Annotated in this window: 11 protein-coding genes; 6 read left to right on the forward strand and 5 right to left on the reverse strand. The window is 65.2% G+C overall.

Translation table 11 applies throughout. From position 1 onward, the window contains the following. Window positions 1–6 precede the first annotated feature (6 nt). Complete coding sequence (locus M3A49_RS33270; protein ID WP_028202960.1) at window positions 7–414, reverse strand: hypothetical protein; 408 nt, start codon at window positions 412–414, stop codon at window positions 7–9. A gap of 245 nt (window positions 415–659) precedes the next feature. Here M3A49_RS33270 and M3A49_RS33275 point away from each other — a divergent pair, with 245 nt between their 5' ends. Continuing rightward, window positions 660–2,156: an AMP nucleosidase gene (locus tag M3A49_RS33275; protein WP_416339064.1), complete on the forward strand. Its 1,497-nt coding sequence runs from the start codon at window positions 660–662 to the stop codon at window positions 2,154–2,156. Between the two features lie 102 nt (window positions 2,157–2,258). Here M3A49_RS33275 and M3A49_RS33280 read toward each other — a convergent pair whose 3' ends face one another. Beyond that, window positions 2,259–2,786 carry a chromate transporter gene (locus M3A49_RS33280; protein WP_266232750.1) on the reverse strand — a complete coding sequence of 176 codons (528 nt, stop codon included), beginning with the start codon at window positions 2,784–2,786 and terminating at the stop codon, window positions 2,259–2,261. Then, window positions 2,783–3,388 carry a chromate transporter gene (locus M3A49_RS33285; RefSeq protein ID WP_266232751.1) on the reverse strand — a complete coding sequence of 202 codons (606 nt, stop codon included), beginning with the start codon at window positions 3,386–3,388 and terminating at the stop codon, window positions 2,783–2,785. The genes M3A49_RS33280 and M3A49_RS33285 overlap by 4 nt, the downstream gene beginning before the upstream one ends. A gap of 100 nt (window positions 3,389–3,488) precedes the next feature. Between M3A49_RS33285 and M3A49_RS33290 the strand changes: the two genes are divergently transcribed. Beyond that, window positions 3,489–4,415: a transcriptional regulator GcvA gene (locus M3A49_RS33290; protein WP_266232752.1), complete on the forward strand. Its 927-nt coding sequence runs from the start codon at window positions 3,489–3,491 to the stop codon at window positions 4,413–4,415. A gap of 89 nt (window positions 4,416–4,504) precedes the next feature. On the opposite strand, the gene M3A49_RS33295 is transcribed toward M3A49_RS33290, so the two are convergent. Further along, window positions 4,505–5,272 carry a TIGR00730 family Rossman fold protein gene (locus M3A49_RS33295; RefSeq protein WP_028202964.1) on the reverse strand — a complete coding sequence of 256 codons (768 nt, stop codon included), beginning with the start codon at window positions 5,270–5,272 and terminating at the stop codon, window positions 4,505–4,507. Between the two features lies 1 nt (window position 5,273). Between M3A49_RS33295 and polA the strand changes: the two genes are divergently transcribed. From polA to M3A49_RS33310, 3 genes are all read left to right on the forward strand, one after another. Beyond that, window positions 5,274–8,075: a DNA polymerase I gene (gene polA, locus M3A49_RS33300; RefSeq protein WP_323183450.1), complete on the forward strand. Its 2,802-nt coding sequence runs from the start codon at window positions 5,274–5,276 to the stop codon at window positions 8,073–8,075. Window positions 8,076–8,330: 255 nt separating this feature from the next. Beyond that, window positions 8,331–9,707 (forward strand): NAD(P)/FAD-dependent oxidoreductase, encoded by a 1,377-nt coding sequence (locus tag M3A49_RS33305; protein WP_254354105.1) that lies wholly within the window; start codon window positions 8,331–8,333, stop codon window positions 9,705–9,707. 82 nt (window positions 9,708–9,789) lie between these two features. Then, window positions 9,790–10,662 (forward strand): dienelactone hydrolase family protein, encoded by an 873-nt coding sequence (locus M3A49_RS33310; protein WP_266232753.1) that lies wholly within the window; start codon window positions 9,790–9,792, stop codon window positions 10,660–10,662. Between the two features lie 27 nt (window positions 10,663–10,689). Here M3A49_RS33310 and M3A49_RS33315 read toward each other — a convergent pair whose 3' ends face one another. Beyond that, entirely contained in the window at window positions 10,690–11,559 is an 870-nt protein-coding gene (locus M3A49_RS33315) for a sulfurtransferase (RefSeq protein ID WP_254354103.1), read from the reverse strand. A gap of 180 nt (window positions 11,560–11,739) precedes the next feature. Here M3A49_RS33315 and M3A49_RS33320 point away from each other — a divergent pair. Further along, window positions 11,740–11,942 (forward strand): transposase domain-containing protein (locus M3A49_RS33320; RefSeq protein WP_266230463.1); only part of this gene is annotated, 203 nt, incomplete at its 3' end.

Here is an 11,942-nt window from a genome sequence, read left to right on the forward strand (position 1 = left end):
GATGGCTCAGTAATGCAGGTTGATCGACGGCAGGCGCGTGCTGGCCTGGCCGTTGTTGCGCACTTGCGGCGAGGTGTCTGGGTTCGCGCTCATCGTGTAGCGCGTGCCGAAGTTCGAATGCACGTTGATCTCGACGGGTTTGCCCTTGTCGCGGAACTCGGTGATTTCGGTGCCGTTCGGGCTCACTTCGTGATAGCTGGGCACGCGCGGCACGTCGTTGATGTTGACCTTCGAGGTGACGCGTGCGGCCGGCTTGTTGTTGATCGCAGCCAGATCGGGCAGGCCCGCGCGTTCGTTCTCGGACTGCGCGGATTGTGCCTCGACGGCGGTCTTTGCGTCGTCGGCCGGCGCGGCCATGGCGACCCCGCTGAAAGCGAGCGTCACCGCGACGGCGGCAAGAAGGTGCGACTTCATGGTCTTTCTCCGATGGGATGCCCCAATTCTAGCAAATCCGGGCGCTATACCCCATGTCGCGCAAGCGCTGCGGCCCGCGCCCGGCGGGCGGTGCGCGGCGCCCGCAGCGCCCGCCCGGCGGGGGCTGCGAAAGCCCTGCGCGCGGCGAGGTCCGTCGCCAGAAAGTCGCACCTTCCGTGGTAATGTGGATCCATCAAACGGAGAGGCGAACGAAGATGAACAACGATAGCTACCCGCGGCCCCTCATGACGCCGGCGCACGACTTCCCGGACGAATTTTTCGAAGACGCCGCCGACGCCGTGGCGCGCCTCTCGAGCATCTACGAAGCGAATACGTCGTTCCTGCGCGACGCGTTTGCGCGCTATCGCCGCGGCGAGGCGTTCGAGCGCCGCGTGCGCGCGTGCTACCCGTTCGTGCGCATCCGCACCAACGTCAACACGCATATCGACTCGCGCCGCTCGTATGGCTTCGTCGCGGGACCTGGCGTGTTCGAAACCACCGTCACGCGGCCCGACCTATTCGGCAATTACTATCGCGAGCAGTTGCGCCTGCTGGCGAAGAACCATCATGTGGGCATCGAAGTGGGCGTTTCGGATCAGCCCATTCCCGTGCACTTCGCGTTCGCCGAAGGCATCCACCTCGAAGGCGATCTCGACCGCGAGCGTCTCTTCGCCATGCGCGACGTGTTCGATACGCCCGATCTCGCGCAGCTCGACGACCGCATCGTGAACGGCACCTATGAGCCGGAGCCGGGCGAGCCGCATCCGCTTGCACTCTTCACCGCGCCGCGCGTGGACTTTTCGCTGCATCGGCTCAAGCACTACACGGCCACGTCGCCCACGCACGTGCAGAACTACGTGCTCTACACGAACTACCAGTTCTATATCGACGAGTTCGTGAAGCTCGGCCGCGCGATGATGGCGCACACCGACGACGCCGACCTGCGCAACTATCGCAGCGAATACACCTCGTTCGTCGAGCCCGGCGATGTGGTGACCTACAACGCGAACCTGGGCGAACAGGACGACGAAGGCACGGCGTCGGCGCGCCTGCCGCAAATGCCGGCCTATCACCTCAAGCGCGCGGACGGCAGCGGCATCACGATGATCAACATCGGCGTGGGACCGTCGAACGCGAAGACGATCACCGATCACATTGCCGTGCTGCGTCCGCATGCGTGGATCATGCTTGGCCACTGCGCGGGCTTGCGCAACACGCAGCGCCTGGGCGACTACGTGCTCGCGCACGGCTATGTGCGCGAGGATCACGTGCTCGACGCCGATCTGCCGCTGTGGGTGCCGATTCCGGCGCTCGCCGAAGTGCAGCTCGCGCTCGAGCGTGCGGTCGCGGAGGTCACGAAGCTCGACGGCGTGGAACTCAAGCGCGTGATGCGCACGGGGACGGTGGCGAGCGTCGACAACCGCAACTGGGAGCTGCGCGATCATCGCGAGCCGGTGCAGCGCCTCTCGCAAAGCCGCGCGATCGCGCTCGACATGGAAAGTGCGACCATCGCCGCGAACGGCTTCCGCTTTCGCGTGCCGTATGGCACCTTGCTGTGCGTTTCCGACAAGCCGCTGCACGGCGAACTCAAGCTGCCGGGCATGGCCGATTCGTTCTATCGCGCGCAGGTCGATCAGCATCTGCAGATCGGCGTGAAGGCGATGGAGATTCTGCGCACGAACGGCTTGCACAAGCTGCATAGCCGGAAATTGCGCAGCTTTGCGGAGGTGGCGTTTCAGTAGACGCTTTATGGCTGGCTGGCGCATGGTGCGCGTCGGCCAGTCTGTCGAATTGCGCTGTCGCCTTGCATAAATTCGGATGCCGAATCATTTGCTGGCGGGCGTTTACTGCCCGAACCCCGTCAACCCGATCAGGCTCCCCGCACCAAGCAGCCACAGCGGATGAATCTTCGTGCGAAACGCGAGCACGGCGCACACGCCGGTAATCGCCCAGGCGATCCACGAAGGATCGGAGGCTCTCGCGATCAGCACGGCGCTCGCAGCCACGAGGCCCGCCGTCACCGGCACGACCCCCTTTTGCGCGATGCGCCGCCACGGGCGGTCCTTGAAGCGATCCCACGCATGCAGCGCGGCGATCGTGACGAGCGACGACGGCCCGAACTTCGCAATCGACGTGACCAGCATGCCTGCCCAGCCGGCCACGTGCCAGCCCACCAGCGTCACGACCATCATGTTCGGGCCCGGGGCGGCCTGGGCGAGCGCGAATAGCGCGCTGAACTCGCTCGCGGGCATCCAGTGGTGGACCTCGACGACCTGACGCTGCATCTCGGGCAGGATCGTGTTGCCGCCGCCGAAAGCGAGCAGCGAGAGCTGGCCGAAGATCGCGGCGAGCGCAACGAGTGTGGCGCTCATCGCGAGCCTCCTTCCTTGCGGGCCGCGCGGGCCGCGAGCGCGATGCCGACTGGCGTGAGCACGAGCATGGTGGGCAAAAGCGGCGTGCGCAGCACGGCAATGGCCACGAAGCCGAGCGCGGCGACGACGGCCGCGGCGGGATCGCGCCGCAGCGGCAGCACGATTTTCAGGGCCATCGAGACGAGCAGCCCGGCGGCCGCCGCGGCGAGCCCGACGAACAGATGCCGCACGTGCGGGTCGTTTTGCGTACGCTCGTAGAGCACGCCAAGCCCGATCACGACGAGCGACGGACCCGCGATCAGGCCGAGGATGCCCGCGAGCGCGCCGCGCCATCCCTGAAAACGCATGCCGAGCGCGACCGAGAGATTGATGACGTTGCCGCCCGGCAAGAACTGGCAGAGGCCGAGCAGGTCGGTGAACTCGCTGGCGGTGAGCCAGCGGCGCTGCTCGACGATGGTGCGGCGCGCCAACGGCAGTGCGCCGCCAAACGATGTGAAGCCGAGACCGAGAAAGCCGAGGAACAGATCGCGCACCGTCGGCGTGTGGAGGCCGGCGGCCGTGCCATGTCCGGCCGCGGCGGGCGATGAGATGGGTTGTTTCATGAATGGATGGGACCTCTGAGGCAAGTTCGGAGATTAAGCCCAATCGCGCGCGCGGCAAAACGATTTCTATGGTGCGCTCTTGTGATCTACACTCACAAGCATGGCACGCTCCCTTCCTCCCTTTCCCGCGCTGCGCGCGTTCGAAGCCGCTGCGCGGCACAATAGCTTCTCCGCTGCGGCGGGCGAGCTCAATGTGACTCACGGTGCCATCAGCCGGCAGGTGGCCGCGCTCGAGGCGTGGGTCGGCGTGCAGGTGTTTCACCGGCACGGCAAGCGGGTCGCGCTGACCGAGGACGGACGGCGCTACCTCGCCGCCGTGCAGTCGGCATTCGATGACATCGCGCGCGCAACCAGCCAGTTGCGCGACATGGGCGTGGTGCACGTGCTGCGCGTGAGCGCGCTGCCTACCTTCGCGATGAAATGGCTGCTGCCGCGGCTCTCGCAGTTCCAGCGCCTCGCGCCGAACGTCGAGTTGCGCCTGTCGACCTCGAACGCGCCGGTCGAGACGCTCGAAGGCTTCGACGTGGCCGTGCGACGCGGTCCGGCCCACTGGCCCGACTGCGAGGCCGGTCATTTTCTCGACGAGACGGAACTGCCGGTGTGCAGTCCGGCGCTGCTCAAACGAGCGCCGATTCAACAAGCGAATGATCTTGCACGCCACGTGCTGCTGCACTCGGACACGCGGCCCGATGCGTGGCGCACCTGGCTCGCGGCTGCAGGCGTGAAAGCCAAATGCCGGAAGAAGCAGTCGTTCGACCACTTCTATCTGGCCTTGCAGGCCGCCGTGGATGGTCTTGGCGTCGCGCTTGGCCCGCTGCCGCTGCTCGATGACGAGCTCGCGTCGGGGCGTCTCGTCACCCCGCTCGCGGGGCCGCATCTCGACGCGCGCGGCTACTGGTGGGTGGCGCGCCGCGAGGTGGCGCAATCGCCGCTCGTCGTGCAGTTTTGCCGCTGGCTGGAGGAGCAGGCGAGCGCGCGGGCGCCGCTCGGTGCGCCCGGCGTGCCCGCAAGCGCGGAGAAAGCATGAGAGAAGCGATGCGCTGAGGCGCGAGCGGTACGCAGGCCTACGGAAACATTAACCGCAGGCCATCCGCACGCTGCGCCGCAAGCGATGCATCAGAGATAGAACATCCGGTCTTCGTCGGAGTCGCGGTCGCGGCGCGCCGGGTGCTCCTTGCCGGTATCTTCGGCAGTGTCCGCATCTTCGTAGAACTTGAGAACGGCTTCGAGCACCTGATCCGGGTCGTCGATCACCTGCATCAAGTCCATGTCTTCGGGATTGATGAGGCCCATGGGCACCAGCGCCGAGCGGAACCAGTCGAGCAGGCCCTTCCAGAATTCGGCGCCCACCAGAATGATGGGCACGTGACGCGACTTTTTCGTCTGGATGAGCGTGAGCACTTCGGCCAGTTCGTCGAGCGTGCCGAAGCCGCCGGGCATGACGATCACGGCGTCCGAGTTCTTCACGAACGTGACCTTGCGTGTGAAGAAATGGCGGAAGCGCAACGAGATGTCCTGCCACTGGTTACCCGACTGCTCGTGCGGCAACTCGATGTTCAGGCCCACCGAAGGGGACTTGCCCGCATGCGCGCCCTGGTTCGCGGCTTCCATGATGCCGGGGCCGCCGCCGGAGATCACGGCAAAGCCCGCATCGGACACCTTGCGCGCGATGGTGCTGGCGAGCTGGTAGTACTTCGACTCCGGTTTCAGGCGGGCGGAACCGTAGATGCTGACCGCTGGCCGGATCTCGGACAGGTACTCGGTCGCCTCGATAAACTCTGCCATAATCGTGAACATCTGCCACGATGCGCGCGCCTTCTTGGCCGTCGCGCGCTCTTGATCTGCGAGTGAACGCAGACTCGGAATCACTTTTCTCTTGTCCATAATGCCTGAAGAACTACGCGTGGAAACGAAGCTACAAAACGAGCTGGAAGGTAAGACCCTGCTGCTGGTCGACGGTTCTAGCTATCTCTATCGGGCCTTCCATGCGATGCCGGATCTGCGCGGTCCTGACGGCGAACCCACGGGCGCGCTATACGGCATCATCAACATGCTGCGTCGCATGCGCAAGGACGTTACGGCAGAGTATAGCGCGTGCGTGTTCGATGCAAAGGGCAAGACGTTCCGCGACGACTGGTACCCCGAGTACAAGGCCAACCGGCCTTCCATGCCCGAGCCGCTCGCAGCACAAATCGAGCCTATTCACACGGCCGTGCGCGCGCTCGGCTGGCCGCTCGTGATGATCGAAGGCGTGGAGGCCGACGACGTGATCGGCACGCTCGCCCGTGAGGCCGAGAAGCTCGGCATGAAGGTCATTGTTTCCACGGGCGACAAGGACCTCGCTCAGCTCGTGACGGACCACGTCACGCTCATCAACACGATGACGAATGAAACGCTCGATCGCGAAGGCGTGATCGCGAAGTTCGGCGTGCCGCCGGAGCGCATCATCGATTATCTGTCGCTCATTGGCGACACCGTCGACAACGTCCCGGGCGTGAACAAGTGCGGCCCGAAAACGGCGGTGAAGTGGCTCACGCAATACGACTCGCTCGACGGCGTGATCGCGCATGCGGATGAAATCAAGGGCGCCGTGGGCGGCTATCTGCGCGACGCGCTCGACTTCCTGCCGATGGCGAGAAAGCTCGTCACGGTGGAAACAGCTTGCGATCTCACGCCGCATCTGGAGTCGATCGAAGCGTCACTCGCCACGCGAGCCGAGGCGCGCGAAGAACTGCGCGATATCTTCGCGCGCCACGGCTTCAAGACCTGGCTGCGCGAAGTCACCGAAGCGAGTCAGCAGAGCGAGACGGTGCCCGCTGCGACCAAAGGCGACGTGCCCGAAAAAGACGCGATCGTGCAGCCCGCGCTGTTCGTCGATGCCCCGCGCCATTACGAAACGATCCAGACGTGGCCGCAGTTCGACACGTGGCTCAGGAAGATCGAAGCCGCCGAACTCACCGCGTTCGACACCGAGACCACGGCGCTCGATCCGATGGTCGCGAAGCTCGTCGGTATGTCGTTCTCGACGGAACCTGGCGTGGCCGCCTATTTGCCGCTCGCGCATCGCGGTCCGGACGCGCCCGATCAACTGCCGCAGGACGAAGTGCTCGCGCGCCTGAAGCCCTGGCTCGAAAGCGCGAAGCACAAGAAAGTCGGCCAACACATGAAGTACGACGAGCAGGTGCTGGCGAACTACGGTATCGAGCTGATCGGCGTGGAGCATGACACGCTGCTCGAATCGTATGTGCTCGAATCGCATCGCAGCCACGACATGGACAGCCTCGCACTGCGCCATCTCGGCATCAAGACGATCAAGTACGAAGAGGTGGCGGGAAAGGGCGCGCAGCAGATCGGCTTCGACGAAGTCTCGCTCGACAAGGCCGCCGAGTACGCAGCCGAAGACGCGGATGTCACGCTGCAACTGCATCGCGCGCTCTATCCGCAGATCGCGCCCGAGAAGGGCCTCGATTACGTGTATCGCGACATCGAATTGCCCACGTCGCGCGTGCTGCGCAAGATGGAGCGCAACGGTGTCCTGATCGACACCGAAAGGCTCGAAAGGCAGAGCGCGGAAATCGCCGTGCGGCTCATCGCGCTCGAAGAGGAAGCGTATGCGCTCGCGGGCGGCGAATTCAATCTGGGCTCGCCCAAGCAGATCGGTCAGATCTTTTTCGAGAAGCTGCAATTGCCGGTCGTGAAGAAAACGCCCAGTGGCGCGCCTTCCACCGACGAAGAGGTGCTGCAAAAGCTCGCCGAAGATTACCCGCTGCCCAAGATCCTGCTCGAGCATCGCGGTCTTGCCAAGCTCAAGTCCACGTACACCGACAAGCTGCCGCGCATGGTGAATGCGCAAACGGGCCGCGTGCACACGAACTACGCGCAGGCCGTGGCGGTCACGGGCCGTCTCGCGTCGAACGATCCGAATCTGCAGAACATTCCCGTGCGTACGGGCGAAGGCCGGCGCATTCGCGAGGCGTTCATCGCGCCGCCGGGGCACAAGATCGTTTCCGCCGACTACTCACAGATCGAACTGCGCATCATGGCGCATATCTCGGGCGACGAGTCGCTGCTCGCGGCGTTCGCGCGCGGCGACGACATTCACCGTGCCACGGCTTCCGAGGTGTTCGGCGTCACGCCGCTCGAAGTGAGCGCGGACCAGCGGCGCATCGCCAAGGTCATCAATTTCGGCCTGATTTACGGCATGAGCGCGTTCGGGCTCGCATCGAATCTCGGCATTACGCGCGATGCGGCGAAGCTTTATATCGACCGCTATTTCGCGCGCTATCCGGGCGTGGCGCGCTATATGGACGAAACGCGCATGGACGCGAAGTCGCGCGGCTATGTGGAAACCGTATTCGGCCGCCGTCTGTGGCTGCCCGAGATCAACGGCGGCAACGGTCCGCGCCGCCAGGCCGCCGAGCGCGCCGCCATCAACGCGCCCATGCAGGGGACGGCCGCCGACCTCATCAAGCTTTCCATGGTCGCGGTGCAAAAGTGGCTCGACGAACGCAAGATCGGCACGAAGATGATCATGCAGGTGCACGACGAACTCGTGCTCGAAGTGCCGGGCGACGAACTCGCCGAAGTGCGCAAGCGCTTGCCCGAGCTGATGTGCTCGGTGGCGCAGCTCAAGGTGCCGCTCGTCGCCGAAGTGGGCGTGGGCGAGAACTGGGAAGAGGCACATTGAAGGCGCGTCGAAGCGCTTAGTGAAGCTCTACTAAGTACATACTGAATGCGCAGTGCCACAAAAGCCGTAACCAGGACGTAACTGCATGCGCGCGATAAGGCAAGCCTCGCGTGCGTGATGTCGCGAATGCGCGCCGCAAGGGTTGCCGCCGCGCGCTCCGTCAGCCGACAATGATTTGATTGAAGGCCGGTGCCTCGCACGTATGTTGTCGATGCATCGGCCTTTCTATCGCCTTTCGACATGCACGGAGAGTCTATGCATCGCTTTATCGTTGTGGGAGGAGGCGCAGGCGGGCTGGAACTGGCAACACGGCTCGGCGATCGTTACGGCGAAGCGCGCGCGAAGCGGGGCAAGCCGCAAGCGGCATCGATCACGCTGGTCGACCGCAATCCAACGCATATCTGGAAACCGCTCCTGCACGAAGTCGCGGCGGGCAGCATGGATCCATTCACGCATCAGCTCGAATATCCGGCGCAGGCGCGCTGGCACGGCTTCGAATTCCAGCAGGGCGAGCTGACCGCGCTCGACCGCGCGGCGAAGCGCATCACGCTCGGGCGCGTGCTCGACGAAGACGGCGCGGAAATGCTGCCCGAGCGCGTGCTCGAATACGACACGCTCGTGCTCGCAATCGGTAGCACGACGCACTTTTTCGGCGTGCCGGGCGCGGCCGAGAATTCCATCGCGCTCGACACCGTCGAGCAGGCCGAGCGCTTTCGCAAGCGCCTGATCGCCGCGTGCATGCGCGCCGAACATCAGGCGCCCGAAAAAGTCGCGGCGGAGGTGACGGCGGACGACCTCGCGCCGGCCATGGACGCCGGCGCCGAGCCGCGCGTGCAGGTGGCGATCATCGGCGCGGGCGCGACAGGCGTCGAGCTTTCCGCCGAGCTGCGCAACACCGCGCAGGTGCTGTCGGCCTATGGACTGCACAAGCTCGATCCGCGCCACGACGTGGGCATCGTGCTGATCGAGGCGGGCCCGCGCATCCTGCCTGCATTGCCCGAGCGGGTTTCGTCGGCAACGGGCGAGCTGCTGCAGAAGCTCGGCGTGAAGCTGCTAACGAGCGAACGCGTGATCGAAGTGGCGCCTGGTGTCGTACGCACCGCGAGCGGCAAGAACCTGCGCGCGGACCTCACGGTCTGGGCCGCGGGTATTACCGCGCCAGCTGTGCTTTCGCGGCTCGACGGCCTCACCGTCAACAAGCTCGGCCAGCTGATCGTGCGCCGTACGCTGCAAACGGAACTCGACGACAACATCTTCGCGCTCGGCGACTGCGCGGCTTGCGAATGGCCGGGCCACGAGCGCGGTGTGCCGCCGCGCGCACAAGCCGCGCACCAGCAGGCCACGTTCCTGTTCAAGTCGCTTGGCAATCTGCTCGCCGGCAAGCCGCTCGAGGAGTTCACCTATCGCGACTTCGGCTCGCTGGTGTCGCTCGGCCACTTCAGCGCGGTCGGCAACCTGATGGGCGGGCTGATCGGCGGGAATATGTTGATCGAAGGGTTGTTTGCCCGTTTCATGTACATGTCGCTGTACCGGCTGCACATCGCGGCGCTGCACGGCTACGCGCGCATGGTGCTCGATACCTTCGCGCACTGGCTGCGCCGCACGACGTTGCCGCGCGTGAAGCTGCACTGAGCGGCTACATCGAGCGGCGCTTGCGGCCGGGGCGCGGCGCTATTCTGCCTGTTTCCGCTGTTTGATCTTCAAGGAGCGCTGCATGCTGAAACCCGAACTCGATAGCCTCGTCCCGCACGTGCCGTTCGATCGGCGCACTTTCATCAAGGCGGCGCTCGGCAGCGGATTCGCCGCTGCCGTGCTGCCCGTCTCCGCGCAAACCATCCACACCGACAGCGAAGGTCTCGAAGCCGGCGAGATCGGCTTCCAGTCGGGCGGCACGCTCATTCCGGCGTATCGCGCACAGCCGCGCGGCGAGACGCACTTGCCGGTGATCATCGTGATTCACGAGATCTTCGGCGTGCACGAGCATATCGCCGATGTGTGCCGGCGCTTTGCGAAACTCGGCTATCTGGCCATCGCGCCGGACTTCTTCGTGCGCCAGGGCGACGCCTCCGTGTACCCGACGATTCAGCAGATCAACGAGAACATCGCGAGCAAGGTGCCCGATGCACAGGTGCTCGGCGACATCGACGCGGCGCTTGTCTGGGCCGGCGAGGACGGTGGCGATCTGAAGCGCGTGGGCGTCAATGGCTTCTGTTGGGGCGGGGTCTACACGTGGCTCTATGCCGAGCACAATCCGCGCATCAAGGCGGCGGTTTCCTGGTATGGCCGCGTGGCGGGCGCACACACGGAAAATTCGCCGCAAAATCCGCTCGATCTCGCGGGCAATCTGCAGGTGCCGGTACTCGGCATGTATGGCTTGCAGGACAACAGCATTCCGCAGAACACGCTCGAGCAGATGAAGGCCGCCATCGCGCAGGGCCCGCAGGGCGGCCGCGGCTCGCAAATCGTCGTGTACAACGATGCGGGCCACGCGTTCTTCGCGGACTACCGGCCGAGCTATCGCAAGGCCGATGCGCAAGACGGCTGGAAGCGCGCGCTTGCCTGGTTCAAGGAGCACGGCGTGATGTGACGCCGTGCCTCGTTCCGGACTCCCGGCTCAGGGGTTGGGGCCTGTCGCGACCGGGCGCGACGCGTCGGCGCTCCATTCGCTCCACGAACCGGGATAGAGCGCCGCGCCGTGCAGGCCGGCAATCTCCATCGCGAGTGCGTTGTGGCAGGCGGTCACGCCCGAGCCGCACTGCAGGACCACGTGTTCGGGCGTGATGCCCGGCAGCACCGCCGTGAAATCCTCGCGCAGCGCGTGCGCCGACTTGAAGCGGCCATCCGGCGTGAGATTGTCCTGATAAAACCGATTGCGCGCGCCAGGAATATGGCCGCCCACCGGGTCGATCGTTTCGTTTTCGCCGCGATAGCGGTCGGCGGCGCGCGCGTCGACGACCGTGAGTTCGTGCGTGGCGAGATTGCGGACGATGGCCTGCGCGTCCACCGTCACCTGGAGCGGTGCGCCGGCCTTGAAGGTGCCGCGCGCGGGCGCGGGCACGTCGCGCACGAGCGGGAAGCCCGCCGCCTCCCACGCCTTGAGGCCGCCGTCGAGTACGGCTACCGAGTCGTGGCCGAGCCAGCGCAAAAGCCACCACAGGCGCGCGGCGTAGGCGCCGCCTTGCGCGTCGTAGGCCACGACCTGCTGGCCTTCGTTGAGCCCGCGCAGCAAGAGCGTGGCGACGAGCGCCGAGCGGTCGGGCAGCGGATGGCGGCCGTTCTTGCCGGTCTTCGGGCCCGAGAGGTCGCGGTCCAGATGCAGGTATTGGGCGCCGGGCAGATGGCCGAGCGCATAGGCGTTCTCGCCCGCGGCGGGATCGGCGAGATCGAAGCGGCAGTCGAAAACCAGCACGCTGCCCGGCGCGGCGGTCAGGCGTTCGTGCAGATTGGCGGCCGAGATCAGCGTGGTGTAGTGCGTGTGGGGCATGACGGCTCCTTGAATCGTGCAAGGCCGCCCTCTCTCGCTATGCGACGGCCCGGTGCCGTCAGTCTAAACAAAAAGACGGGCCTAAGCCCTAATGCCGTTCAGTTAAGCAACTGAACGGCATTTTTGTTTGTGGCGAGCGCCTGTTGTAAACAGGGCGCGACGGTGTTAACTTTCGTCGCCATGCTGGTTGACGACCTTCCTCTTCTTGTCGATGCGCACCCGCCGTTCGAATGGGATCGGCTGGGCCAGCATCTGCCATATGAATGGATTGAACAGGCAGTTCAGGCCAGCGGCAGCGCCAGCATCCGGCGGCGCCGCCTGCCAGCGCAGCAGGTGGTGTGGCTGGTGATCGCGCTGGCGCTGTACCGGCATCAGTCGGTCAG

The sequence above is a fragment of the Paraburkholderia sp. CNPSo 3076 genome (genome assembly GCF_026343935.1).
In the GTDB taxonomy this organism is placed as follows: domain Bacteria; phylum Pseudomonadota; class Gammaproteobacteria; order Burkholderiales; family Burkholderiaceae; genus Paraburkholderia; species Paraburkholderia nodosa.

Coding starts and splice junctions, on each gene's coding strand:
- M3A49_RS33285 (WP_266232751.1), bottom strand. CDS start 3,388: ATGAAACAACCCATCTCATCGCCCGCCGCGGCCGGACATGGCACGGCC.
- M3A49_RS33315 (WP_254354103.1), bottom strand. CDS start 11,559: ATGCCCCACACGCACTACACCACGCTGATCTCGGCCGCCAATCTGCAC.
- polA (WP_323183450.1), top strand. CDS start 5,274: ATGCCTGAAGAACTACGCGTGGAAACGAAGCTACAAAACGAGCTGGAA.
- M3A49_RS33310 (WP_266232753.1), top strand. CDS start 9,790: ATGCTGAAACCCGAACTCGATAGCCTCGTCCCGCACGTGCCGTTCGAT.
- M3A49_RS33295 (WP_028202964.1), bottom strand. CDS start 5,272: ATGGACAAGAGAAAAGTGATTCCGAGTCTGCGTTCACTCGCAGATCAA.
- M3A49_RS33280 (WP_266232750.1), bottom strand. CDS start 2,786: ATGAGCGCCACACTCGTTGCGCTCGCCGCGATCTTCGGCCAGCTCTCG.
- M3A49_RS33275 (WP_416339064.1), top strand. CDS start 660: ATGACGCCGGCGCACGACTTCCCGGACGAATTTTTCGAAGACGCCGCC.
- M3A49_RS33270 (WP_028202960.1), bottom strand. CDS start 414: ATGAAGTCGCACCTTCTTGCCGCCGTCGCGGTGACGCTCGCTTTCAGC.
- M3A49_RS33290 (WP_266232752.1), top strand. CDS start 3,489: ATGGCACGCTCCCTTCCTCCCTTTCCCGCGCTGCGCGCGTTCGAAGCC.
- M3A49_RS33305 (WP_254354105.1), top strand. CDS start 8,331: ATGCATCGCTTTATCGTTGTGGGAGGAGGCGCAGGCGGGCTGGAACTG.